This window comes from Microbacterium aurantiacum, assembly GCF_021654035.1.
Classification (GTDB): Bacteria; Actinomycetota; Actinomycetes; order Actinomycetales; family Microbacteriaceae; genus Microbacterium; species Microbacterium aurantiacum.
On sequence record NZ_JAJPDW010000001.1, the window covers coordinates 95,444 to 118,900 of the forward strand.

Consider the following 23,457-nt stretch of genomic DNA (forward strand, 5'->3'; position numbering starts at 1 on the left):
GCGCCGTGTGCTGAGGCTGTGGGGTGGGGGGGATCTCGGGACGCCGCTGCGCGGCTACTCGATCACCGGGGAACGCGGGGAGCGCCGTGTGCTGAGGCTGTGGGGTGGGGTGGGGGATCTCGGTACGCGGCTGCGCGGCTACTCGATCACCGGGGAACGCGCGGAGCGCGGTGTATCGAGACCGGTCTCGATCACCGGGAGGCGGGTGGTGGGGGTGGGATCGCCTAGAGTGGAGGACGTTGTTCTGACGCGCGAGAGGGAGAGTGTTTCACGTGAAACAACCCGAGGAGACGGAGTCTTCTTCCGCATCCTTCTCGTTCGATGACACCCCGCTGGCCCGCGAACTCGCGGACCTCTCCGCACGACGACGGCGTCTCGAGAGCACTGACGTCGAACTCTCCGGAAAGACCCGCGTCCTGACGGTCTCGAACCAGAAGGGCGGCGTCGGAAAGACGACGACCGCGGTGAACATCGCCGCCGCGCTGGCATCCGTCGGGGCGAAGGTCCTCGTCGTCGACCTCGATCCGCAGGGAAATGCGTCGACGGCACTGGGTGTCCCCCACACCGCGGACACCCCGAGTGTGTACGACGTCTTGATCGATGAGTTCCCCCTCGCTGACATCATCCAGGTCAGCCCCGAATCGCCGCGGCTGCTCTGCGCTCCGAGCACGATCCACCTCGCCGGCGCCGAGATCGAGCTCGTCTCACAGGTCGCACGCGAGCATCGTCTGCGCACAGCGCTCGACGACTACCTCGCCACGGAGGACCACCACCTCGATTTCGTCCTGATCGACTGCCCACCGTCGCTGGGGCTCCTCACGATCAACGCATTCACCGCCGCGAGCGAAGTGCTCATCCCGATCCAGTGCGAGTACTACGCGCTGGAAGGCCTCAGCCAGCTGCTCGGCACGGTGAAGATGATCCAGAAGCACCTGAATCCTCGGCTTCACCTCTCCACGATTCTGCTCACCATGTACGACGGACGCACGCGCCTCGCGCAGCAGGTCGCCGAGGAGGTGCGTCAGCACTTCCCCTCCGAGGTGATGGGCACCGTCATCCCCCGGTCCGTCCGTGTTTCGGAAGCCCCGAGCTTCGGACAGACCGTCATCGCGTACGACGGCCAGTCCGCCGGCGCGATCGCCTACCGCGAAGCCGCGGTGGAACTCATTCGACGCGATCACGCGTCATCGAAGGAAGGAAGCGCCTGATGGCCAAGCGCACAGGCCTCGGTCGCGGGATCGGGGCGCTCATCCCCACCGCCGAACCGACAGAAGAACGCCCCTCGGACGTCTTCTTCCCCAAGAACGCGCCGTCGGATGCCGCACCCGAGGCGATCGGTTCCTCGGAAGCCGCGTCCGTGGCTGTGAGCAGCGACGAGACGCGGGACTCGACCGAGGATCTCGTCGCCGTTCCCGGTGCCCGGCTCATGCAGATCGATCCGCACACGATCGTGCCGAACCCGCGGCAGCCGCGCACCCACTTCGATCCCGATGATCTCGCCGAGCTCATCCACAGCGTGCGCGAGTTCGGCGTGCTGCAGCCCGTCGTCGTTCGCCCCACGGATGAGGGTACCTACGAGCTCATCATGGGGGAGCGGCGCACGCGGGCCGCTCGCGAGGCCGGCCTCGAGACGATCCCTGCGGTTGTGCGAGACACGTCTGATGAGAACCTTCTCCGTGACGCCCTCCTGGAGAACCTCCACCGCTCGCAGCTGAATCCGCTGGAAGAGGCATCCGCCTACGAGCAGCTCCTCGCCGACTTCGGAATCACCCAGGAGGAGCTCGCCACCCGGATCGGTCGCTCGCGTCCGCAGATCAGCAACACCATCCGGCTCCTGAAGCTGCCGGTTCCCGTTCAACAGCGCGTCACCGCGGGCGTCCTCAGCGCCGGCCACGCGCGGGCGATCCTCTCCGTCGAGACGCCGGAGGCGATGCAGCGCCTTTCCGACAAGATCATCAACGAAGATCTCTCGGTGCGCGCGGCGGAGGCTGCCGCCAAGACCCTCGAAGGCGCCGGGACCCGGCCGGGGAAGGCACAAGCCGGCGCGCGCCGTGCACACCTCGACGACCTCGCGGAGCGCCTCGGAGATCGCCTGAACACGCGTGTGAAGATCACCCTTGCCGCGAAAAAGGGCCAGATCAACATTGATTTCGCCAGCATCCAGGATCTCAATCGCATTCTGGAGGAGCTGGGCGAATCGGGATACGGGTCAGCCTGAGAGGAGCTGTCTACACCCAGCCCGCGATCGGGTTCGGCGACGTAGGCTTGTGGTGTGAGTTCCGCAGATCACTCCCCGCAGCGCCGAGCCAGTCTCGAGCTGCTCCGTGCCGAAGCAGCGGACGAGCTCTCCGTTCTCATCGCGGAGCGCCTCCGCGGGGGCGAAGATCCTTGGGACTTCATGGAGGACCTTCCCTCCGTCGATGAGCTCGTGGTATTCACGTTGCGCGCCGAGAACATCGCGGCTAACGGCGGATCCCGCCCGAATGCCGCTCGTCACTACCGCGTCCTCCGCCAGATCTCACTCGACTACCCGGAGCTGACGACGGCGGTGTGGAGACTCCTCGGCGAGGCGAACACTCATCGGCGCTGGGACGCCACGGTGCGCGTCGACGCCTCGTAAACAGACATTCCGGATCGCGCATATATCGCCCGAACGCAAAGAATCCCCGCTCAGAACTCATTTCCGAGCGGGGATTCTTCGCTAACGGGATCAGCCGATGTACTTGGCGAGATCCTGCTGCAGAGCGAACTTGGGCTTCGCACCGATGATGGTCGTCTCCACCTCGCCCTTGTTGAAGACCTTCATCGCCGGGATCGACGTGATCTGGTACTTCATCGCGAGGTCGGGGTTTTCGTCGACATTGAGCTTGAGGATCGTGAGCTTGTCGGGGTTCTCGTTCTGGATCTCATCCAGAACGGGAGCGACCATGCGGCACGGGCCGCACCACTCCGCCCAGAAGTCCACGAGCACGGGTCCCTCGGCCTGGAGCACGTCCTGCTCCCAGGTCGCCGAAGACGTCGCCTTGGCAGTCATGTTTTCTCCTTCGATCGGAAGTCGTACAGGGGCGTCAACACACGACGCCGGAGGATTGTTCCTGATGCCGCGTCAGGCGACGTTGACCTCGGGCCGGCCTTCGATCGGGTCGGCTTCCGGCTCAGGGGCACCGGCCTCGCCGAGGCCGGCGAGGTAGTGCTCGACGTCCAGTGCCGCCACCGTACCGCTTCCGGCTGCGGTCACGGCCTGACGGTACGTGGGGTCGAGCACGTCACCGGCGGCGAAGACGCCCGCAACCGAGGTCCGCGACGAACGCCCGTCGACCGCGATCGTGCCTTCGGGCGTGAGGTCGAGCGCGCCGTGGACGAGGTGCGTCCGCGGGTCGTTGCCGATGGCGACGAACACGCCGTCGAGGGGGAGCTCGCGACGCGAGCCGTCGACGGTGGATTCGAGCACGACGCCGGAGACGGCATCCTGTCCGAGGATGTCGACGATGGCGCTGTTCCAGACGAACTCGATCTTCTCGTTCGCAAATGCGCGCTCCTGCATGATCTTCGACGCGCGGAGCTCTTCGCGGCGGTGGATGACGTAGACCTTCGAGGCGAACTTCGTCAGGAACGTCGCCTCTTCCATCGCCGAATCGCCGCCGCCGACGACGGCGATGACCTTCTCGCGGAAGAAGAACCCGTCGCACGTGGCGCAGTACGACACCCCGTGGCCGGAGAGGCGCGCTTCGCCCTCGATGCCGAGCTTCCGCGGCGCGGAGCCGGTGGCGAAGATGATGCTGTGCGCCTCGTGGGTGGCGCCGCTGCCGAGCGTAACGCGCTTGACGGGGCCCGAGACGTCGAGCGAGACGACGTCGTCGTAGAGGACCTCGGCGCCGAACCGCTCGGCCTGGGCCTGCATCTTGGCCATGAGGTCGGGACCCATGATGCCCTCGGGGAAGCCGGGGAAGTTCTCCACCTCGGTGGTGTTCATCAGCTCACCGCCGGCTTCGACGGAGCTGGCGACGACGAGGGGCTCGAGGTTCGCGCGTGCGGCGTAGATCGCGGCGGTGTACCCGGCGGGGCCGGATCCGATGATGATGACGTGACGCACTGCGCCCCCTTCTCTGCGGTTCTCACGGGATGTGGACATATCGATCCTGCTCGATGAATCAACCCATGGTAGCTGTCGCCCATTCCCGCGCAGGTGAACGGAGGGTGTCCGCGCGGGGCCGGCTCACGGGGTGGCGGACATTCCACGCCGTCGCGCCCGGAGCTTCAGGACGGTGCGGACGACACCCAGGACGAAGAGCCCCCCGACGAGCACGGCCAGCGCGGTGATGCCCACGCCCTCCCACTCGGCGCGGACGTTGACCTCCACCCGCTCCGAGTCTCCGATCGCGATGCTGGCGGGACTCCGCAGCTGGAGGTCGATGACGACGTCGCCGCTGCCGACACGCGCCTGCACGGGCACCTCGACGCGGGTGTTGCTCTGCGGAGAGGCGACCACCGGCGTCGCGCGCTGCACGTCGAGGCGGAGATCGCCCGGGGTGGCGTACAGCACGAGGTTGACCGGCCATTCGAGGTCGTTGCGCACCCAGAACCGCAGCCCTGCGCCGGAGCCGAAGAGATTGATGGTGCTCGTCGGGAGGAGCTCCACGGAACTCAGCGTCGTCCGGGTGGTGCCGCGGTGCAGCTGAACGGCACGGGCGGCGGCATCGGGCTGATCGACCCATCCCACCGAGAGGAGCTGCAGGACCTCGGCGCGCTCCGGTCCGGTGAGGAGGGAAGGCTGGTCGAGGATCGTCGCAAAACGGCCGAGCGCATCCTCGTCGGCGATCAGAGCGGATGCCGCGTCGACGCGTTCGGCGGACGGGGCACCGTCGAGCGGGGTGACCGGTACGGCCGGCGAAGAGGCGAGGGCCCCGAGCGTGACCGCCGTGGCGCCGGGGTACTGCGCGGCGGCGGTCAGGACCGCCCGCAGCGCGACGCGGGAACGCTCGGCCTCGCGGTCGAGGGTCACCATGACGGGAAGGCCCGGGGTCTCGGCGGCCGCGAAGGACAGATAAGCGGATGCCGCCGCCAGGGGCGCGCCGCGGAGGGACCCCTCTTCGCGCAGGCTCGCCTCGTGGAGCGCGTCGGAGACCGCCGCGTCGTACACCAGCACCGCCGCGCCGTCCGCGTCACCACGGGCCGGCACGGTGCCACCGTCTGCCCCGGCGGTGGTCGCGGTGGAGGGGAGCATCGTCAGGGAGGAGCGACTGTCGGCCTCGATGCCGCCGAGTTGGGCGACCGAAGCGGGCGAGGTGGTTCCCGGTGCCGGCCAGAACACCGCGTCGCGACCGCCGCCGATGTCGAGCAGCTCGTCGGTGTCGGGGATTACCGGTTCGCCCGGGACGACCGTCGCGGTGGGCGTGGGCGTCGGGGTGTCCGCGGGGGTCGGGGTGCTGCCCGGGGTCGGAGCGACCGGAACGAAGTCCTGCGGGGTCAGGAAGGACGCCAGCCCGAGCGGGCGGAGGGGCCGCTCGAGGCCCGCCGCGAGCTGGACCGCGACGTCGGCGTCGCCGTACTGCAGGGCGAAACGGGAGTTGGGGAGGGCAATCAGTCTCTCCAGCCACTGCGTCGCGGAGGCGGGGGCGCGGGAGCCGAGCGCGCGGATCGCGGCGGGGATGGCGGGGTCGACAGCGAGGATCGCCGGTGTGCCCTCCACCCCGTCGAGCTGACTCGTCAGCGCCCCGGTGGGAGCGGTCAGCGCGGCGAGCTCCGTCGCGCTGAGAAGGCCCGTGCTCAGGGCAGGAGCGGTCAGCGGGACGACGACCCCGATGGTCGTCTCAGCACCGTCATCGGGGACCACGACGACGCTGACCGCCGTGACGGTCTCCCCGTCGAGGTCGTAGCTCGCCGCGAGCGGGTAGACACCGGGGGCGCGTCCCGACAGCCGGGGGTCGTCGGCCTCGACCGAAATCCCTCCGGTGCGCTCGCCGCCCGCGGGCACCGCCTCGAGCTCGGTCGCGGCGACCTCCTCGAGCCCGTCGAGTCGTCCCTCGCCGTCGAGCCACGCCGTCAGTGCGGCCCGGTCGCGCACGGCCTCGCCGCCGAGCCACAGCCGAACCGGAACCGTCGGGGTGGCGGCATCCGTGCCGTTGGTGAGGGTCACCGACACCGCGAGTCGTTCGCCGGGGCGCAGGATGCCGGCCCCCAGCGGTGAGAGCGTGAAGGCGACCTCACCGGGCTCGGACACCGCCGCGGACGCGGTCGGTGTCGGGGTCGGCGCGGGGGTCGTGGCCGCATTCGCGGTCGTCGGTGCGAGGAGCAGCACGAGGCTCAGGAGCGCTGCGCCGACCGTCGCGCCGACGCGCCGGCGTCGCGGAGGACGGCGTGCGGGACGGGCGAGGGGGATCACGGTCATACGTTCGGTTCGCTCCCGTGCGATGTCGACCGCACGAATCGAAGGCGATTCTACGGTCCGCTTCCCCTCCGGCCCCTGAGAACGCTCCGCGAGGGCACACGCGGACCGGATGACGCGCGGCAGGGTTCAATGGTGGGGTGACCCCGCCCGCCACCCCGCCCGCCGTCCCGCCGCTTCCCCTCCCGACCGCCGACCGCGAGGGCTGCGAACGACTCGCCGCCGATCTCCGCGCCGCCGGCTTCACCGCCGACGGGGTGCGCTCCGCGTGGGGCGCCGACAACGACGACGCGGTCGGTCGCGGCGTGCGCGGGCCGGCGCTACGTGTCCTCGGCGACCGCGGCGACGCCCTCGCCGTCCTCGCGAGACTCCTCGTGCTCGGGATGCCGCAGGACGAGGCATCCGTCGCCGCCGCCCTCCCGCGCACGGGCGTCGCGGGCCTCTGCGCTCTGGGACTCGCGACGACCGACGGCACCCGCGTGGCCCCGACGGCGCTGATCCGCCCGCAGAGCTACGCCGTCGGCACCGGCGACGGCCACTGGTGGATCGCGAGCGACCTCGACGAGGCGGCCCTGGCGGGACCACTGCCGGAGGACCACGTCCTGGGGGTCGGGGGCGCGTCCTTCACGTTGGCCGAGCTGCAGCTGCCGACCCCCGCCGCGCGCGCCCTCGACCTCGGCACCGGATGCGGCATCCAGGCCCTGCGCGCCCGGGAGCACGTCGCGGAGGTCGTCGCGACCGACATCTCCGAGCGTGGCCTCGCCTTCGCGCGGCTGAACGCCGCCCTCAACGGCGTCACCGGGATCGACGCGCGTGCGGGGAGCCTGTTCGCTCCGGTCGCCGGGGAGCGCTTCGACCGCGTCATCTCGAACCCCCCGTTCGTCATCACCCCGCGACGCACCGGCGTCCCCGCGTACGAGTACCGCGACGGCGGGATGATCGGCGATGCGCTCGTGGCCTCCGTCATCCGCGACGTGGGCGAGCATCTCGTCCCCGGCGGTGTCGCCCAGATGCTCGGCAACTGGGAGACGCGCGACGGTGTCCCGGGGCTGGAGCGCGTGCGCGAATGGGTCGACACGTCGCCGGTTCCGGTCGACGCATGGGTCGTCGAGCGCGAGCGCACCGACCCCCTCGCCTACGCCGAGCTGTGGATCCGCGACGGCGGAACCGTCCCGGGCACCCGCGAGTTCGATCGGCTCCTCGATGCCTGGCTCGAGGACTTCGCCGCGCGCGGCGTGACCGGGATCGGGTTCGGCTACGTCCTGCTCCGGCGCCCGGCCGGCGGTGACGCGCCGACCCTCGCCCGGTACGAGACGGTCACCCAGCCCCTTCCTCAGGGGGGCCTCGGTGCGCACCTCGCGGAGGCGCTCGCGGCCCACGACCGGCTCGCCGACATGGACGATGCGGCGGTCGCGGCATCCGTCCTCCGAGTCTCCGGCGACGTCACCGAGGTGCGTCATCATCGCCCGGGCGAGGAGGACCCGACGGTGATCGAACTGCGCCAGGGCGGCGGATTCGCGCGTTCCCTGTCGGTCGATCCGGCGCTCGCCGCCCTCGTCGGCGCGTGCGACGGGGATCTCGCCGTCGGCGCGCTCATCGACGCGATCGCCCAGCTGCTCGAGGTGGATGCCGGGGCCCTGCGCGCCGATCTCCTGCCGCGCGTGCGCGAGCTGCTCTTCACGGGATTCCTCGGCTTCGCACCGGATGCCGAGGGCGGGCCTCGGTAGGCTCAAGGGATGCTCAACATGGCCGAGGGCATCGCGCGTCTCGGCGCGCTCGCCGAGTCCCGCGTGGTGTCCACGCTCGCCGACGCGTTCGCCGCGGCGGGCCGCGATCTCGCCGTCGTCGGTGGTCCGGTGCGCGACGCGCTGCTCGGACGCACGACGAACGACCTCGATTTCACCACCGATGCGCGCCCGGACGAGATCCTCGCGATCGTCACCCCGATCTCCTCCGTCCAGTGGGATGTCGGACGCGCGTTCGGCACGATCGGCGCGAAGGTCGCCGGGGAACAGGTGGAGATCACCACGTACCGCGCGGACAGCTACGACGGGGTGACGCGCAAGCCCACCGTGGAGTTCGGCGACACGCTCGAGGGCGACCTCGTCCGCCGCGACTTCACCGTGAACGCCATGGCGCTGCGTGTCCCCGCGAAGACGCTCGTCGACCCGACCGGCGGTGTCGAAGACCTCCTCGCCCTGACACTGCGGACCCCGGCCGATCCCGAGGTGAGCTTCGGCGACGACCCGCTGCGGATGCTGCGTGCGGCGCGCTTCGCCGCCCAGCTCGGCTTCGAGGTCGCTTCCGACACGGTCGCGGCCATGGCGCGGCTGCGCTCGTCGCTGTCGATCGTCAGCCCCGAGCGGGTGCAGGGCGAGCTGGTGCGACTCCTCGCCTCCGACGACCCGGTGCGCGGCATCCGGATGCTGGTGGAGACGGGGTTGATGGAGGAGTTCCTCCCGGAGGTACCGGCCCTCCGTCTCGAGGTGGATGAGCACCACCACCACAAGGACGTCTACGAGCACTCGCTGACCGTTCTGCGGCAGGCGATCGAGCTCGAGCACGCGCGCCACCCGGGGGCCGCGCCGGATGTGCCCCTGCGCATCGCGGCGCTCCTCCACGACATCGGCAAGCCCGCCACGCGCCGCCTCGAGAGCGGCGGCGGCGTGACGTTCTACCACCATGACGTCAAGGGTGCGCGGATGGCGCGCAAGCGCCTGAACGCCCTGCGGTTCGACGCGGCGACCACCACGGCGGTGACCCGACTCATCGAGCTGCACCTGCGGTTCTTCGGGTACGCCGAGGGGGCGTGGACGGATTCCGCCGTGCGGCGCTACGTCCGCGACGCGGGCGATGAGCTCGAGCGCCTGCACATCCTCACCCGCGCGGACGTCACCACCCGCAACGCCCGCAAAGCGCGACGGCTGGCGAGCGCGTACGACGACATCGAGCGCCGCATCGACGAACTGGCCGAGGCGGAGGAGCTGGGCGCGATGCGCCCGGAACTCGACGGGAACCGCATCCAGGAGGTGCTCGGCATCAGCCCGGGTCGCGAGGTGGGCGAGGCGTACCGCTTCCTGCTCGATCTGCGCCTGGACGAGGGCATCGTCGGCGAGGAGGAGGCCGAGCGGCGCCTGCTCGCCTGGTGGGCGTCGCGCTGACCCCCGGCGAGCCGGCGCCGTCGAAGCTCAGATCCCGGAGTCCTTCAGGGAGCCGGTGGTCTTGCCGGCCGGGTCCATGATCAGGCACGACACCAGACGGTCGTCGAACTCCTCCCAGCCCTGCTGGGTCGGCATATACGAGCTGAACAGCAGCGTCGACTCCTCGTACGGCAGGCCGACGAATACCTCGAACTGGGCGTAGCAGCCCTCATCGGCCTGCTGGCCGACGACGTCGACGCCCGGCCATTCGCCGTCGTCGAGGGTGATCTCGCCGAACACCTCCATGTCGTGCGGCTCGCTGCAGGGCACGAGGGGGACGTCGGAGATCTCCTCGCCGGTCTGCTCGTCGAGGCAGTCGCCGACGGACAGGGTGAAGACGTCGGCCTGGCCCGATTCGGTGACCTCTCCGCTGTCCTCGTCGCGGACGGCGGTGTCGCCTCCGGTGAGGTCGCCGACGGAGGCGGTGCAGCCGCTGAGGAGGAAGGCGGCCGTCAGGGCGGCCAGGACGGGGAGGGATCGAGTCAAACGCACCCGCAGATTCTGACAGAACCGCATGCGTTCCCCATGTCTGCGTGGCGTTTGTCTCACGCCGCTTGATGGAGCGGTAACATCGCGCCGCTCGGCGGAAACACAGTGTCCCTAGGGTGACGGCGACCAACCTGAAGTGGAGCCCATCCGTGCTGAAACGCCTCATCGCCGGGGTGGGGTGCGCCGCGGTCCTCGCCACCGCCGCCGTCGTCGCCACCCCCGCCTTCGCCGCCGTCGAATCGCCGGCGATCCCCCTCGTCCGACCCGCATCGCCGCTGATCGACATGCCGACGCAGTACCCGGTGCAGCCGGCGCTGCAGGTCTTCCCGGATCTGGAGACGGATGCCTCGATCCTGCGCGGCGTGATCCCCTACGACGAGATCGCACCGTTCCTCACGCGCGTCATGGCGGAGTCGAACCGGGTGTCGACCCAGGTCGTGGGGACGTCCCAGCAAGGCCGCGACATCTACCTCGTCACTGTGACGAGCCCGGAGACGCCCGAGCAGACCGCCCAGCAGGATGCCTGGCGCACGAAGGTCAAGTACGACCCTGCGGCCGCGGCCGCGGACACCGCGCTGAAGGACGGCTACAAGATCCCCGTCTGGTTCAACAGCAACATCCACGGCAACGAGTGGGAGGGCACCGACGCCACCCTGAACTACATCGAGAAGCTCGCCACCAGCGATGACCCGGCGGTGCTCGACTTCATCTCGAACAACCGGCTGTACTTCACCGTGACGAACAACCCCGACGGCCGCGCGCTCGGCCAGCGGGGGACGGTCAACGGCTACGACCCCAACCGCGACTTCATCACCGGCGCCTCGGCCGAGGCGTCGCTGACCCGTGATCTCGCGAGCGTCATCCAGCCGACGTACTTCATCGACATCCACGGGTACACCAATGTGCTTCAGGTCGAGCCCTGCGGACCCCCGCACGGCGAGAACTACGAGTACGACCTGTTCCTCCCGCACGCGTACTCCACGGCGCTCGAGATCGAGAAGGCCGTCGTCGAGGCGAACATCCCCGGCAACACCTACCTCGCCGAGAACGGGTCGGCGACGACCACGAACACCGGGAAGATCAAGATCCCGTACCGCGACATCCGCTCGGGCTGGGACGACTGGCCCCCGATCTTCGCACCGCAGTACGTGGCGTACCAGGGCGCGATCACCAACACGGTCGAGCTGCCGCTCGGGCGCCTGAACCCCGCGTCGGACCCCCGGAACGCCGAGCGGGCCGCGGTGAACATCGAGGTCGCCGAGATCGTCGTCGAGACGGTCGTGGACTACGTCGCCGACAACGGCGCCGCGCTCCTCGACAATCAGATCGAGATCTTCCGTCGCGGCCTCGCGGGTGAACCGAGCGTCGTCATCCCCGCCGACATCACCGCCGAACAGCTCCCCGCGGGCGTGCCGACCGAGTGGGTCGACATCTGGGACGAGACCGACATTTACAACGCCGACTACCCGCGCGCCTACGTCATCCCGGCCGGGGATGACCAGCGCTCGGAGTCTGACGCGCAGACCCTCGCCCAGATGCTGCTGGTCAACAACATCGAGGTGTCGCGGACGACCGCGCCCTTCACCGTGGACGGCGTGACCTACGAGCCCGGCTCGTTCTACGTCGACATGCACCAGCCGCTCCGAGGTCTTGCGAACGTGCTGCTCGCCGACGGATCAGACATCTCCGAGCGCGTCCCCGACATGTACGACATCTCCGCATGGAGCCTGTCGCTGCTGTGGGGCGCCGATGTCGACGCGATCGGCACGACGACGGATGCAGCCCCCGCGGTCTCGGTCGAGCCGGTGACCGAGGCGCCCTTGACGGGATCGATTCCGGATGCCGGCACCTACCTGGCCTTCGAGCCGCGCGGCGTTGCCGACCACCAGGCGATCGTCGAGCTCCTCGGGGAGGGCATCGCGCTGTCGCAGATCCCCGACGGCACGGTGATCCTGCGTCGTGACGAGGCGGGGGCGGCGGCTGCCGCCGCGGTCGCTGACATCTACGGCGTGGACTTCGTCGCCGTCGATGGGCGCGCCATCCGCGACGGCGAGAGCACGGCGCTGCGCCTCCCGCGCATCGGCTACGTCAACGTCTCGGACGATCGCGACATGCTCACCAAGCTCGGATTCACCGACCTCGTGCCGGTGACGAGTGCGACGATCACCGCCGGCACGGTCGACCTGTCTTCGATCGACCTGTTGTTCGTGGGTGCCAACCTGACCTTCAACCAGAATCAGCAGGCCGGCCGCGACGCCGTCGCCGCGTACATCGCCGCGGGCAAGCCCGTGGTCGGTCGCGGTGCCCCGGGTGCCGCGTTCGCGAGTACTTTCGGCGTCACCACCGCCACGTCGGTGACCGGAACGAGCGGGTCCAACGGCATCGCGCGGGTCGACACGCCGGCCGACGGCATCCTCGGGGACTACCCCCAGGACACCGCGTTCGGCTCGTCGTTCGTCTGGTTCACCGGACTCGGCGAGAACGCCACGGTCGAGCAGTCCTACGCCGCGGCGGACCTGTTCGTCTCCGGGCACTGGGCGGGCTCGCAGGCCGGACGCACCCAGGCGGACGCCGCGGGCCAGCCCTCGGCGTTCTCGGCGGTCGGCCCCACGGGCACCCGCGCGTTCGTCTTCGGCACCTCGCCGTCGTACCGCAACCACCCGGTGGGGGCGTTCAGCGATGTGGCGCGGGCCATCTTCTGGGCCGCGGGCGAAGGTACGGCGGTCACCCCGCCCGGACCGGTCATCGAGGAGGACCTCGTCGATGAGAACCGCGGTGGCGTGAGCGTTCCCGACACGGCCGCCCCGGGCGAGACGATCACCGTCACGATCCCCGGGAGCGACCCGACCGTCTCGGTGCTGCTCTTCTCGGACCCGATCGACCTCGGTGAGTTCGAGGTGACGGGAACGATCGAGGTGACGATCCCCGAGGACATGCCGCTCGGCGATCACAAGCTCGCCGTGCTCGGCGCGGAGAGCCGCCTGATCGGCTGGGACGACATCCGCATTGAGCTCCCGGTCGAGCCGACGCCGGACCCGACCCCGGACCCGACCCCGGACCCGGAGCCCACCCCGACGCCGGACCCGACGCCCACGGCCGAGCCGACGCCGACCTCGTCGGCCACCCCGGCTCCGGCATCCGGATCCGATCCGGGTGACCTGGCGGTCACCGGTGGATCGAGCCCCGCGCCCTTCGTGATCGGCGCGCTGATCCTCGGGCTCCTCGGAACCGCGGCGACCTTCGTCGCCCGGGCACGGATGCGGGCCCGCACGGAGTAGAAGCGCACGCGAAAGCGCCCGGTCCGGCAGAGGTGTTCTGTCGGACCGGGCGCTTCGCGCGTGGGATTGCCTCAGGGCACGACGACCGCGCGTCCGCGGACGGTGCCGTCGTGGAGCTTTCCGTAGGCGGTGACGGCGTCGTCGATGCCGAAGGTCTCGACGTGGACCGAGATCGCGCCGGCCCGGGCGAGGTCGAGCACCTCCATCAGCTCCGACCGCGAACCCCAATAGGGTGCGCGGACGGTCGCTCCGAAGGGCGTCGCGAAGAACCCGGCGGTCAGGGTGCCGCCGCCGATCCCGACGATCTCGATGTGCCCGTCGACCGCGACGGCGGCGCGTGCCGTCTCCAGCGTGGGACCCGCGCCGACGAAGTCGAAGACGGCGTCGACACCGCGACCGCCGGTCATCTCCCGCACGCGGTCGGCGGTGTCGGCGCCCGAGATGAGCGTCTCGTGGGCGCCGACCTCGCGGGCGAGGGCGAGCTTGTCCTCACCGAGATCGGCCGCGATGACGCGGGCCTGGCTGAGGGCGCGGATGATCTGGATGCCGACGTGACCGAGACCGCCGACCCCGATGACCAGCACCGTCGATCCCGGGCGCAGCTTGGGGAGGGCGTTCTTGACCGCGTGGTACGGCGTGAGCCCGGCATCCGTCAGAGACACCGTCTGCACCGGGTCGAGGTCGCCGAGCGGAATGAGGTGCCGCTTGTCGTCGACGATCATGTACTCGGCCATAGCGCCGGGGGCCCCCAGCCCGGGAGGGGCGATGCCGAGCTCGGCGGCGTGCGGGCAGTAGTTCTCCCGGCCCGTCGCGCAGGCGTGGCACAGGCCGCACCCCCAGGGACCGTAGACGGCGTACGATCCGCCGACCTCGATCCCCTCGACCCCCGCACCGAGCTTGTCGACCACCCCGACGCCCTCGTGTCCGAGCGTGAGGGGGAGTCCGTAGGAGTACTGCTCGGCGGGAAGGTCCATGACGAACCAGTCGGAGTGGCAGAGCCCCGCAGCGGTCACCTTCAGCCGGATCTGCCCCGGACCGGGTTCGGGGACGTCGACCTCCACGACCTCCGGGCCCTTGCCGACCTCGCGATACTGGACTGCCTTCATGACGTTCTCCTCTCGTGGACCCTTCCAGCGTGAGGTGTCGGGGCGCCCGGAGACAGGGTCTTCCGTCCCGTGGGGGCCTTCGCTACCCTCGCGTCAGCGCGAGAGGCGGCGGGCCGCGGCGAGATCGAACACGAACAGCGCGGCGCCCTGGATGATGATCGCCAACCCGTGACCGCGCGGGTCGGCGGCGGTGAGCCGGCCGCCGAACGCGGGTGTGCGCACCGCGAGATGGGCCCCGGTGGCGACGTAGCCGACATCGAGCGCGGTGTTCACGAGCAGGATGCGGCGGAGGGCGGACTTCTTCGGCAACGACGTCCGCTTCCCCGTGAACACGGCGATGCCGAGGTCGATCGCGCCCCACATCAGCGTCTGCAGCCCGAACGCGCGTGAGCGGGGAGCGATCGCGAGGACACCGCCGATGAGGACGGATGCCGCGCCCCACCGCGTCAGGCGGCGGACGAGGGACTGGGCGACGGACCGTGTGGATGCCATGGCTCCATGATGGCCCGCGCCCTGTCCTCCGAGGGCGGTCCGACCTAGACTCGACGCCACCGCTCCTTCGCCGATGATCGGAGCCGCATGACGTCGCCGTGGTCCGCGCGGTTCGAGGTCGCACCCGCCACCTCGCGCCTGCTGATCGAGCGCGCCCACGACGAGCTCGTCGCCGGCAATCCGGAGGATCATCGACTCGCCGACATCCGTCCGCTCGTGCGGGAGTCGTGGCGACGATCGCTGCAGAGTTTCGTCGGCGCGGAGGACCTGCCGCCGCTCGACCTGTCCGCAGAGGAACTCGAGCAGTATCGCCGCGCGCATCCGCTGGCGTCCGTCATCGACATGGTCCGCGCCCTCCTCCTCCCCGGGACGCCGGAGGATTCGGGGGTGGCCGTCGCCGTGGGCGACGCCGCCGGGCGCCTGCTCTGGGTGGAGGGCGATCGACGCGTGCGCTCCCTCACGGGGGACATGGGGTTCGTGGAGGGGGCGAACTGGTCGGAGGATGCCGTCGGCACGGCCGCACCCGGCACGGCGCTCCGCCTCGACCGGTCGGTCCAGATCCGCGGCGCCGAGCACTACAACCGGCTCGTGCAGCCCTGGTCGTGCACGGCGGCGCCCGTCCACGATCCCGAGACGCGCCGCATCCTGGGGGTGATCGATGTGACCGGGGAGGCCGAGGCCGTGACGCCTCAGGCCCAGCTCCTCGTGGACGCCACGGTGCGCGCCGTGGAGGGCGAGCTCCTCGTCGCCCGGCTGCGGGCGCGTGCGCAGGACGCCGCCCGCGCGTCGCGCCCGTCCTCGCGGCCACCGTCGTCCCGCCCGTCCACGCGGGCGACCGAGGCCGACCGGTTCACTCTGCGCGTGCTCGGTCGCGATCGCGCGCTGCTGGAGGTGGTCCGGGAGGGGACGGAGACGGTGATCGAGCTGTCGCCGCGGCACGCGGAGCTACTCCTCGTCCTCGCCACCCACCGTCAGGGGATGTCGGCGGAGCGCCTCGGCGACCTCGTCTACGGAGAGGATGCCGGCTCGTCCGCCGTCACCCTCCGCGCCGAGATGGTGCGGCTCCGCCGCGCGCTCGAGCGGACTGCGGCCGCCCTCGTCCCGGCGTCGCGGCCCTACCGGCTGACGGTGGAGCTCGAGACCGACGCCCACCAGGTGCTGTCGCTCCTGCACCGCGGCGCGCATCGGGTGGCGCTCGCCGCCTTCCACGGCGACGTCCTCCCCGACTCAGTCGCGCCGGGCGTCGCCGAGGTGCGCGAGACCGTGCGCACCTCGCTCCGCGATGCGCTGATGACGGAGGCGAGCGTCGACGTCCTCCTCGCCTTCGCCGACACCGACCTCGGGCACGATGACGCGGAGCTCCTGGAGCTGTGTCTGCGGATGCTCCCGGCCCGCTCCCCGAAGCGCGCTCCGCTCGTGGCGCGCCTGGAGCGGCTCGCCGCGCACGGGTGACGAGCCCGGCTCACCGTTGCAACGGGATGCAACGTTCCGCGACGTAGCGTCGACGCACCGCGCGACATCGCCCGTCGCGCCCCCTGTCGAAGAGGACACGAGGAGAGAGCATGACCATCGTCGAAGAAGGCGTCTCGAGCGTCTACGCCGCCCCCGGACAGCGCGGATCGGTCGCTGAGTACCGTTCCCGCTACGGCCACTACATCGGCGGCGAGTTCGTCGAGCCGGTGAAAGGCCAGTACTTCGAGAACATCTCCCCCGTCACGGGGAAGCCGTTCTGCGAGGTCGGCCGCGGAACCGTGGAAGACATCGACCGTGCCGTGGATGTCGCCTGGAAGGCGTTCGAGTCGTGGAAGCGCACGACGCCCGCCGAACGCGCGGTGATCCTCAACAAGATCGCCGATCGCATCGAGGAGAACCTCGAGAAGATCGCGGTGGCCGAGACGTGGGAGAACGGCAAGCCCGTCCGCGAGACGCTCGCCGCCGACATCCCGCTCGCCGTCGACCACTTCCGCTATTTCGCCGGTGTGCTGCGGGCCCAGGAGGGGTCGCTCAGCCAGCTCGACGAAGACACCGTCGCGTACCACTTCCACGAGCCGCTGGGTGTGGTCGGGCAGATCATCCCGTGGAACTTCCCGATCCTCATGGCCACGTGGAAGCTCGCTCCGGCTCTCGCCGCGGGCAACTGCGTCGTCATCAAGCCGGCGGAGCAGACCCCGGCATCCCTGCTGTTCCTGTTCGAGATCATCGGCGACCTGCTGCCGGCGGGTGTGGTGAACATCGTCAACGGCTTCGGCATCGAGGCGGGGGCGCCGCTCGCGCAGCACAAGCGCATCCGGAAGGTCGCCTTCACCGGCGAGACCACCACCGGGCGCCTCATCATGCAGTACGCGTCGCAGAACCTCATTCCGGTGACGCTGGAACTCGGGGGCAAGAGCGCCAACGTGTTCTTCGACGACGTCGCGCGCGAGAACGACGCGTACTACGACAAGGCGCTGGAGGGTTTCACGTTCTTCGCGCTGAACCAGGGCGAGGTGTGCACGTGTCCGTCGCGTGCGCTCATCCAGCGGTCGATGTACGACCGGTTCCTCGGTGACGGCCTCGACCGGGTGTCGAAGATCGTGCAGGGCAACCCGCTGGACCCGGCGACGATGATCGGTGCGCAGGCCTCGAACGATCAGCTGGAGAAGATCCTGTCGTACATCGAGATCGGCAAGGAGGGCGGTGCGAAGCTGCTCGCCGGTGGCGAGCGCGTCGACCTCGGCGGCGATCTCAGCGAGGGGTACTACGTCGCTCCGACGGTGTTCGAGGGCACGAACGACATGCGGATCTTCCAGGAGGAGATCTTCGGTCCGGTCGTCTCGGTCACGTCGTTCGATGACTTCGACGACGCGATCCACATCGCCAACGACACCCTCTACGGTCTCGGTGCCGGTGTCTGGAGCCGCTCGGGTGACATCGCCTACCGTGCGGGTCGCGCGATCGAGGCCGGTCGCGTGTGGACGAACACCTATCACCAGTACCCGGCGCACGCGGCGTTCGGTGGCTACAAGCAGTCCGGCATCGGGCGCGAGAACCACCTGAGGATGCTCGATCACTACCAGCAGACCAAGAATCTGCTGGTGTCGTACGCCGAAGGCGCGATGGGCTTCTTTTGAGCACTGAGCCCACGTTGAGCAGGGTCGCCGTCACCGACGCGGCGGCGGCCCTGCTGCGCACCCTCACCGCTCAGCACGGGAAGCTGATGTTCCATCAGTCGGGCGGATGCTGTGACGGCAGCGCCCCGATGTGCTACCCGGTCGGGATGTTCCTGACCGGTCCGAGCGACGTCCTCCTCGGGACGATCGATGCCGGTCTCGACGATCCGATCGAGGTCTACATGTCGGAGTCGCAGTTCGAGTACTGGAAATTCACGCATCTCACCATCGACGTCGTTCCCGGCCGTGGTGCCGGCTTCAGCGTCGAGGGTCCGACCGGCATGCGGTTCCTCATCCGTTCGCGCATGCTGACCGACCCGGAGCTTGTTCATTTCGGTCTCGCCCCGCGGACGGAGAGTCAGACCGAATCCCGCTAGATCACGCTTCGCCAGCCTTCTCGGGCGTGGCCTGATCGCCAGCGCGGTAGACCATGGTCCCGGCCTGCAACTTCTGGACGTCGTCGCAGCACAGCGTCGGACGCTGAGGTCAGAAGGGTGCGTTCGCGAGTTCCGGTTCCGGTTCGGGTTCTGGATCGGGGAGGAACATCACTCGGGGTGGTGGGTCTTCGATGTAGACCGCTCCGGAGGGTGCGGTGAATCGCAGTCTTCCGCCGGGGAGTTGTTCGACGGTCCATCCCGCGGCATGCCTGGTCACGTGGTGGCGGGTGCAGCAGGGGCCGAGGTTGTCGCCCTTGGTTTTGCCGCCCTTGCTGTACTCCTGGTGGTGGTCGATCTCGGATCGCATCGCCGGTCGCCGGCAGCCAGGGAACGCGCACCGCACGTATCGGGCCTGCAGGAACCTCTTGATCCCCGCCGTCGGGGTGTACCGATCCGTGGTCAAGACCTCCGCGGTGACGGGGTGGAGGAACACCCGGTCGAACCCGGGAGCATTCCCCGTCAGGATCCGCACCGTGGCCGGGTCGATCGCGCACTTCCCGTTCAGCTCCGCCCCACCCGAGGTGGTTCCGGCGAGGGTGGTGGCGGGGATGCTGACCTGCACGCTCGCGCGGATCGCTGCGAGCCCACCGCCGGTGGGGTCGATCGTGGGCGCGGCGGTGAGGAGCATGTCCATCACCACATCCGCGCGAATCTCATCCAGGCCGCGCTCGTCGAACCACGGCTCTTCGATGTCCTCACCGCGCGCCCGCCGCTCGGCGTACTCACGCCGGGCTCGCAGGTCGGCGGCTTTGATCTCCCGCGCCACCTGGGTCGCGCGGTCGTACGCCCCGTGAACGTAGGTGGAAGGCGCGATCGTTCCGAGCATCGACATCCCATCGGGCAAGTCCTCGACGAACACGCGTTGCTTGCACGCCGCGACATCGTGCCGTTCCTGAACGGTGGCGGGGTTGAGCTTGTCCGCGACCTGCTGCGCGTAGGGCTTCACCCGCCCGGCGGTCGTCTTCACCGCGTAGGCCAGCACGTCGTTCTCGTAGGCCGCTCGGGCCGCGGGATCGTGCAGCTCCGCGCCGAACTCGACGATCACCCGGGTGTGCGCCTTCTGGATCTTGCCGTCCCGCCACGCTTCCCACGTCGCGGTGAACTCCGTGTGGAGCCGGTGCCCCTCGAACAGGTGGGTCTGCATCGTGCGGTCGTCGACGTGCACTGCCGGACCGAGCTCCGCGGCCATCGCCCGGAGAGGCATGTCGCGCTCCCTCGAGGTGGCCGAGGGGATCTTCGCGGTCTGCTCCTGCGTGTACGCGAACGCCTCGGCGTAGATCTCCGCCCGCTCGGCGAGGATCCTCGCCTCCGCCGCGAAGGACGCCTCCACGCGCTGCCGGAACGCCCGCGTCTTCCGACGGTGAGCCTCATCCGGCTCGAGGGGGTCGTTCATGGCTTCTCGTCTCGATCGCGTTCCGTTCCCTCAGTATAGAACAGAGCTACGACATTGACCAGAGCAGCAGAGGGAATTCTCGTACAAAAAGACGACGATCGAGACCCCCGCACCGCCGGGCGCCGCAGGTCGCTCAGACGAACGCGTCGAGCGAACCCCATCCGCCGACGTAGGCCTCGACGTGCGGATCCGGCCGCAGCGGATGGATGCCGGGAACCCGTCGCCGCACCGAGGTGAATCCGACCTCGGTGCACAATCGCGCCGCGCGACGTTCTGCGCGACGGGAGCGCAGAACCCCGCCGCTCGACTCCACCTCGATGGTCCCGACCTCTCCGCTTCCGAGCGCCGCGAGGCACTCCGCGAGACCCGCCGCATCGTCGACGAGCATCGGCCGGTCAAGCGTCCACGTCACCCGCGCATCCACCGCGCCGCCCCCCGACTCGCCCCCGTCCCGCACCCGCACCCGCGCATCCGACCGCAGCGCCTCGACCGCCGGCTCCGCGTCGAGCACGACGACCGCGTGCGGGAACGTCGCGAGGATCGAATCGACGCACACGAACAGGGACGCGTCGCTGTGCTCGCCGGTGAGGTGCACGGCGAGATCCGGCACGCTCCGCCGCACCCCGAACCCCGCCGAGCCCGACACCGGAACGGATGCCGCGAGCCGCAGCGTCTGCGCGTTCGCGCGCTCGCGATCCGAGCCTTCGCGCCCTGCCCATTCGGGTCCGTCGTGCCAGGCGACGGCATCCGGAACATGGGCGAGGAGCGCTCCCGCCTGCCACGCCCGGTGCGCCCACTCCCAGTCCTCGCCGCCGTACGCGGTGAAGGACTCGTCGAAGCCGCCCACATCGTCGAAGAGCCGCCGGGAAGACGCGATCACCGCGCCGATGACGTACCGGTACGAGCGGTCGTCGGCGTCGAGCAGATTCCGCGACCGTGCGTAGGCGTCGGCGAGCCATGCGGGTTCGGCGAGTTCGCGTCCGCGGACGGCCTCTGCGACCGGGGTCTGCACCGGCACCCCCGCCAGGTCGGCGTGACGGCGTCGGCCCACCGTGACGGCATCCGGGAGCAGAGCGGGAAGCCGGGTCAGCGCGGAGATGTACCCCGGCTCGGGCGCGGTGTCGGCGTCGAGGAAGCACAGGATGTCGCCGGTGCTCGCGCGGACGCCGAGGTTCCGCACCGCCGCGAGGCGGAACCCGCGATCCTCCTGCCGGACGACCTGCACCCCGGCGGGAACGCTGACCGGGTGCGGCGATCCGTCGTCGGCGACGATGATCTCGAGCCGGTCGGCGGGGTGGTCCTGCGCGGCGAGGGCCGCGAGCGTCCTCGCGAGCTCGTCGGGCTGGTCGTAGTGCGCGACGATCACCGACACCCGCGGCGGCGTCGCGGGGCGCGCGTCGCCCACGAGATCCCATCGGTTGCCGGGCACGATCCCCGACTCCACCGGGCCGCCACCGCTCACGTCAGCTCTCCCCACCACGCCCGATACGCAGCGGCGACCTCGCGCGCGTCCATCGGCAGCGCCCCGACCCCGTGCCACGTGGTCTCCGGTCGATCGATGGCCGAGCGGATGCCGTCGGCCAGGCGATCGGCCGCCGTCACCGCGATCGTCCCCGGCCGGAGGGCCGCCATCTCGGTGATGTACCGGTTCTCGACGGCGAGCGGGCGGCGTCCCCACGCGATCCACGACGACAGCGAGCCGGACGCCGACACGTGCCGGTGCGCGATCACCGGCACAGACACCGCCCGGCAGCGTGCCGCCATCGCCTCGTCGTCGAGCCACCCGGTGACCTCGACCTCGACGCCCCACGCCGCGGCGCGCGCGACGAACGCCGCGAGATCGTCCGCGTGCCCGTCGGACGCACGCCCGAGGACGGTGAGCCGCGTCATCCCGGCCTCCGCCGCCGCCGCGGCGGCTTCGTCGTGCCCCTTGCCGGGATAGAAGTAGCCGAGCACCCCGACGGATCCGTCCGCACCCGGGCGTTCCCCGGAGGCCGGCGCGCCCACGGGAAGCGGGATGACGGCGACGGGCCCATCCCACACGCCGTGTTCGGCGAGGAGCCCGCGTTCGTGCCCGCTGTTGACGGCGACCCCACGGGCGCGCGCGGCGACCGCCGCGTACACCGCGCGGCGCCGCGGCAGGTTGCGCTCGCCGTCGGACTCCTGCGGCACATCGTGCAGGGTCACGGAGATCGGATGCCGATCGGCGACCGCCTCGAACGCGGTGAGCGCCTCCTCCAGGCTCTCCGCCCAGAGCCGATCGGTGAACTGCGCGTGGAGAGGAACTCCCGGCGGGATACGGGCAAGGTCGCCCCGGGCACACACCGTCACGCCGGGATCGAGGGCTGTCACCGCGTGCGCGAACGCCCGCCCGTGCACCGCGACGCCGTGCGGACCGGGATCGGTGACGATCACCGGGGCAGCCCCGCCCCGCGCAGCCCGCGCGGTCACGCGGTCCTCCAGCGGCGTACGAGTGGCGCGAGCCGCGCCATCGCGGCGTCGACGAAGCCGGGGTGCGCGGCGTACCAGGCCCGATGCGCCTCGCGCACGGCATCCGTCGTCACCGGCGCCCCGTCGACGAGCCAGTGATCGCGCGGGGCGTCGGGAAGGTCCCACGCCTCCACGACCCAAGACTCGAGCGGCGCCCGCACCGACGCGAGGAGCGGACGACCCGGATCGGTCGGTTCCCCCTCGAGGCCGAGGACGTCGATCACGCGCGCGGCCAGCGGAAGCCACACGGCGTTCCCGGGGTGATTGACCGTCCGCATGTGGTCGGCGGTGAGTGGCGAGAACAGGTCCGACACGGGGACGTCGATATCGGCCTCGCGGCGTCGGAGCTCGGCGAGGGCGTCGTCGGCGACGGCCCGAACGCCGTCGGGCGGAAGCATCGGCCCCACCGGTGAGCCCGCCACCACCGCGAGCAGACGCACGTCGTGGTACGCCACGAGCGGCGGGTCGCCCTCCACCCCCGGCACGCGGATCGCCGCCTGGAACGGGTGCAGTCCGGCGAAGCGCACGGACGGGACCGTGATCAGTCGCGCGCCCGGCGCGAGCGACGTCGCAAGCTGGGCGGTGCCGAGCGGCAGATCCCGGTAATCGCGGCGGATCGGCTGGCTGACGACGTACGCGGCGCGGGAGACGACCTCGTGCAGGCGGTCCGCCTCGGCCGCCGTCATCTCGTGGACCGGCGGCACGCGTACGAGGGGTCGCCCGGGCGCGTCGAGGACGATGCGCAGTGATTCGGCCTGGCAGTTGCCGACCACGACACCGAAGCGCGCGGGGAGCGGATCGAGCCCGAAGAAGGCGCCGTAATGCCTTCTCCGCCCTAGCACCGCGGAGTCGATCTCCGCAATCCCGTAGGGGATATCCGTGGCGCCGCTCATGATGTGAAACCTACCTCGCCGGTTCCGGCGTCCCCCTTTTCCCCTTGCGGATTGCGGTCTGTCCGACCGTGCGCTAGCGGTGGGCGGCGCGCGGGTCCGGCGCGCAGAAAGGAAAAGACATCACACTCCGCAGTCCCTCTCGGAT

The 23,457-nt window shown here is 70.4% G+C and carries 19 protein-coding genes; 9 read left to right on the forward strand and 10 right to left on the reverse strand.

The window, feature by feature from the left end:
* Positions 1 to 272 precede the first annotated feature (272 nt).
* From LTL01_RS00485 to LTL01_RS00495, 3 genes are read left to right on the forward strand one after another with little or no spacing between them, the layout of a single operon-like run.
* Positions 273 to 1,208, forward strand: a complete 936-nt coding sequence (locus LTL01_RS00485; RefSeq protein WP_053546719.1) for a ParA family protein — start codon at positions 273 to 275, stop codon at positions 1,206 to 1,208.
* A complete protein-coding gene (locus tag LTL01_RS00490) occupies positions 1,208 to 2,218 on the forward strand; it encodes a ParB/RepB/Spo0J family partition protein (protein ID WP_236966971.1) in 1,011 nt (336 codons plus the stop codon). Before LTL01_RS00485 ends, LTL01_RS00490 begins: the two co-directional genes overlap by 1 nt.
* Before the next feature lie 54 nt (positions 2,219 to 2,272).
* Positions 2,273 to 2,620 (forward strand): hypothetical protein, encoded by a 348-nt coding sequence (locus tag LTL01_RS00495; protein WP_053546721.1) that lies wholly within the window; start codon positions 2,273 to 2,275, stop codon positions 2,618 to 2,620.
* 90 nt (positions 2,621 to 2,710) lie between these two features.
* Here LTL01_RS00495 and trxA read toward each other — a convergent pair whose 3' ends face one another.
* From trxA to LTL01_RS00510, 3 genes are all read right to left on the reverse strand, one after another.
* Positions 2,711 to 3,034, reverse strand: a complete 324-nt coding sequence (gene trxA / locus LTL01_RS00500; protein ID WP_236966972.1) for a thioredoxin — start codon at positions 3,032 to 3,034, stop codon at positions 2,711 to 2,713.
* Between the two features lie 72 nt (positions 3,035 to 3,106).
* Positions 3,107 to 4,093: a thioredoxin-disulfide reductase gene (gene trxB, locus LTL01_RS00505; protein WP_053546723.1), complete on the reverse strand. Its 987-nt coding sequence runs from the start codon at positions 4,091 to 4,093 to the stop codon at positions 3,107 to 3,109.
* 123 nt (positions 4,094 to 4,216) lie between these two features.
* Positions 4,217 to 6,382 (reverse strand): DUF6049 family protein, encoded by a 2,166-nt coding sequence (locus LTL01_RS00510; RefSeq protein ID WP_236966973.1) that lies wholly within the window; start codon positions 6,380 to 6,382, stop codon positions 4,217 to 4,219.
* Positions 6,383 to 6,525: 143 nt separating this feature from the next.
* On the opposite strand from LTL01_RS00510, the gene LTL01_RS00515 reads away from it, so the two are divergent.
* The gene (locus LTL01_RS00515) at positions 6,526 to 8,112 is read left to right on the forward strand and encodes a DUF7059 domain-containing protein (protein WP_236966974.1); all 1,587 of its coding nucleotides are present in this window, start codon (positions 6,526 to 6,528) and stop codon (positions 8,110 to 8,112) included.
* Positions 8,113 to 8,121: 9 nt separating this feature from the next.
* Complete coding sequence (locus LTL01_RS00520) at positions 8,122 to 9,546, forward strand: CCA tRNA nucleotidyltransferase (protein ID WP_053546726.1); 1,425 nt, start codon at positions 8,122 to 8,124, stop codon at positions 9,544 to 9,546.
* Positions 9,547 to 9,573: 27 nt separating this feature from the next.
* Here the strand turns inward: LTL01_RS00520 and LTL01_RS00525 are convergent, their stop codons facing one another.
* Positions 9,574 to 10,077: a septum formation family protein gene (locus LTL01_RS00525; RefSeq protein ID WP_236966975.1), complete on the reverse strand. Its 504-nt coding sequence runs from the start codon at positions 10,075 to 10,077 to the stop codon at positions 9,574 to 9,576.
* Between the two features lie 113 nt (positions 10,078 to 10,190).
* On the opposite strand from LTL01_RS00525, the gene LTL01_RS00530 reads away from it, so the two are divergent.
* A complete protein-coding gene (locus LTL01_RS00530) occupies positions 10,191 to 13,352 on the forward strand; it encodes a M14 family zinc carboxypeptidase (protein ID WP_236966976.1) in 3,162 nt (1,053 codons plus the stop codon).
* Positions 13,353 to 13,423: 71 nt separating this feature from the next.
* Here the strand turns inward: LTL01_RS00530 and LTL01_RS00535 are convergent, their stop codons facing one another.
* The gene (locus tag LTL01_RS00535) at positions 13,424 to 14,458 is read right to left on the reverse strand and encodes an NAD(P)-dependent alcohol dehydrogenase (protein WP_236966977.1); all 1,035 of its coding nucleotides are present in this window, start codon (positions 14,456 to 14,458) and stop codon (positions 13,424 to 13,426) included.
* 93 nt (positions 14,459 to 14,551) lie between these two features.
* Positions 14,552 to 14,950 carry a DUF6992 family protein gene (locus LTL01_RS00540; protein WP_236966978.1) on the reverse strand — a complete coding sequence of 133 codons (399 nt, stop codon included), beginning with the start codon at positions 14,948 to 14,950 and terminating at the stop codon, positions 14,552 to 14,554.
* Positions 14,951 to 15,037: 87 nt separating this feature from the next.
* On the opposite strand from LTL01_RS00540, the gene LTL01_RS00545 reads away from it, so the two are divergent.
* The 3 genes from LTL01_RS00545 (at position 15,038) to LTL01_RS00555 (ending at position 18,476) form a co-directional block, all read left to right on the forward strand.
* Entirely contained in the window at positions 15,038 to 16,402 is a 1,365-nt protein-coding gene (locus LTL01_RS00545) for a helix-turn-helix domain-containing protein (RefSeq protein WP_236966979.1), read from the forward strand.
* 110 nt (positions 16,403 to 16,512) lie between these two features.
* The gene (exaC, locus tag LTL01_RS00550) at positions 16,513 to 18,060 is read left to right on the forward strand and encodes an acetaldehyde dehydrogenase ExaC (protein ID WP_236966980.1); all 1,548 of its coding nucleotides are present in this window, start codon (positions 16,513 to 16,515) and stop codon (positions 18,058 to 18,060) included.
* 14 nt (positions 18,061 to 18,074) lie between these two features.
* Positions 18,075 to 18,476, forward strand: a complete 402-nt coding sequence (locus LTL01_RS00555; RefSeq protein WP_372461273.1) for a DUF779 domain-containing protein — start codon at positions 18,075 to 18,077, stop codon at positions 18,474 to 18,476.
* 109 nt (positions 18,477 to 18,585) lie between these two features.
* Here LTL01_RS00555 and LTL01_RS00560 read toward each other — a convergent pair whose 3' ends face one another.
* From LTL01_RS00560 to LTL01_RS00575, 4 genes are all read right to left on the reverse strand, one after another.
* A complete protein-coding gene (locus LTL01_RS00560; RefSeq protein WP_236966982.1) occupies positions 18,586 to 19,929 on the reverse strand; it encodes an HNH endonuclease signature motif containing protein in 1,344 nt (447 codons plus the stop codon).
* 133 nt (positions 19,930 to 20,062) lie between these two features.
* Positions 20,063 to 21,391, reverse strand: coding sequence for a glycosyltransferase (locus LTL01_RS14780; protein ID WP_236966983.1), 1,329 nt, complete (start codon positions 21,389 to 21,391; stop codon positions 20,063 to 20,065).
* Entirely contained in the window at positions 21,388 to 22,344 is a 957-nt protein-coding gene (locus LTL01_RS14785) for a hypothetical protein (protein ID WP_236966984.1), read from the reverse strand. Before LTL01_RS14785 ends, LTL01_RS14780 begins: the two co-directional genes overlap by 4 nt.
* 32 nt (positions 22,345 to 22,376) lie before the next feature.
* Complete coding sequence (locus LTL01_RS00575; protein WP_236966985.1) at positions 22,377 to 23,312, reverse strand: WcbI family polysaccharide biosynthesis putative acetyltransferase; 936 nt, start codon at positions 23,310 to 23,312, stop codon at positions 22,377 to 22,379.
* Positions 23,313 to 23,457: the final 145 nt, after the last annotated feature.

Coding starts and splice junctions, on each gene's coding strand:
- LTL01_RS00490 (WP_236966971.1), top strand. CDS start 1,208: ATGGCCAAGCGCACAGGCCTCGGTCGCGGGATCGGGGCGCTCATCCCC.
- trxA (WP_236966972.1), bottom strand. CDS start 3,034: ATGACTGCCAAGGCGACGTCTTCGGCGACCTGGGAGCAGGACGTGCTC.
- LTL01_RS00520 (WP_053546726.1), top strand. CDS start 8,122: ATGCTCAACATGGCCGAGGGCATCGCGCGTCTCGGCGCGCTCGCCGAG.
- LTL01_RS00535 (WP_236966977.1), bottom strand. CDS start 14,458: ATGAAGGCAGTCCAGTATCGCGAGGTCGGCAAGGGCCCGGAGGTCGTG.
- LTL01_RS00540 (WP_236966978.1), bottom strand. CDS start 14,950: ATGGCATCCACACGGTCCGTCGCCCAGTCCCTCGTCCGCCGCCTGACG.
- LTL01_RS00545 (WP_236966979.1), top strand. CDS start 15,038: ATGACGTCGCCGTGGTCCGCGCGGTTCGAGGTCGCACCCGCCACCTCG.
- exaC (WP_236966980.1), top strand. CDS start 16,513: ATGACCATCGTCGAAGAAGGCGTCTCGAGCGTCTACGCCGCCCCCGGA.
- LTL01_RS00560 (WP_236966982.1), bottom strand. CDS start 19,929: ATGAACGACCCCCTCGAGCCGGATGAGGCTCACCGTCGGAAGACGCGG.
- LTL01_RS00575 (WP_236966985.1), bottom strand. CDS start 23,312: ATGAGCGGCGCCACGGATATCCCCTACGGGATTGCGGAGATCGACTCC.